The organism is Siphonobacter sp. BAB-5385, from assembly GCF_002261125.1.
Taxonomy (GTDB): Bacteria; Bacteroidota; Bacteroidia; order Cytophagales; family Spirosomataceae; genus Siphonobacter.
Genome location: NZ_NMPS01000078.1, coordinates 1 through 1246 on the forward strand (window position 1 = coordinate 1; position 1246 = coordinate 1246).

At 49.7% G+C, this 1246-nt stretch carries 1 protein-coding gene; it reads right to left on the reverse strand.

Going from position 1 to position 1246, the window contains the following annotated elements; genetic code table 11:
- Positions 1-103: 103 nt before the first annotated feature.
- Positions 104-1246, reverse strand: a 1143-nt coding sequence (locus BWI93_RS07610; RefSeq protein ID WP_255157768.1) for an ATP-binding protein, incomplete at its 5' end; no start/stop codon positions are given.

Here is a 1246-nt window from a genome sequence, read left to right on the forward strand (position 1 = left end):
GAAAGGCTTGCTTCGATCTAAGCAAACAAACCAGTAGGTTAAGACTTAGGAAGCTAAGCCTTAATCTAATAAAGGAGAAAGAAAAATAAGGTTATAAACTCAGCTAGGCGGGTAAATACACACAGAACGTGGCTCCCTGACCGAGTTCACTGCTTGCCGTAATGCCCCCTCCATGGTTCTCTACCACGCGTTGGCAAATGGCCAGACCAACCCCTGTTCCTGCAAATTCACTTTTAGTATGCAGCCGCTGAAATACCTGGAAGATTCGGTCCAGATACTTGGTGTCAAAGCCTACGCCCTGGTCGCTCACACTGAACTGGTGATAATAAGGAGCTGTACGTTGGGGTAATACTTCGGGCGGCAATTCATGGATCTGCCGTTGAAAATATTCTATCCGCACCTGGGGAGCTTGCCCCGCAGGCGTGAATTTGAGTGCATTGGAAAGCAAGTTTTGAAACAACTGACTGAGTTGTTGAGCATCTCCTTTAACAACAGGCAGATCATCTATATGAATGTAGGCCTGACGTTGTTCAATTTCCAGGGAAAGCGTATCCAATACGCCCGCTACTACCGCATCTACCGAGACAGGACCAAATTCCTGTTGACGTACCGCGATGCGGGAGAATTCTAGCAGGTCTTTGATCAGGCTAGACATCCGTTCACTAGACTTATTGATGCGATCCAGATAGTCGGTGATGTTGGAATCGAGTCTATCGCCCAGGCGTAGACTAAGCAAATTGCTAAAGGACAGGATCTTGCGTAGGGGCTCCTGAAGATCGTGTGAGGCTACGTAAGCAAACTGCTGTAAATTGTCATTGGAGCGTTTGAGGTCCTGATTGGCCAAGGTCAGCTCCTGGGTTCGTTGCTGAACCTGATTTTCGAGGATCTGCTGCAATTCCCGTTGGGCGGTGATGTCCTGAGCGATACCGAGGACTTTAAGCGGCTTCCCGTTTGCATCGAAATAAACCCGTCCCAAGGCGTGAATCAGCGTTCGGTGGCCCGTTTTACTGTTAATGATCGAGTGGGTCACGTTGTAGCGGGCCTCAGGTCCCGCCAGAATGGTGTTTTGCAGATGATCACGCACGTAATCCTGCTCGGCTTCGCCCACTCCGCCGATGAACGTTTCGGTATCCGCCGTTAGATTATCAAAACCAAACCATTCGGCTACGCGAGCCGAGCAGGTTAACAGATTACTGGCAATATCCACGCTAAAGGTGCCTAGCCCGGCCACCTCAATTGCACTTTG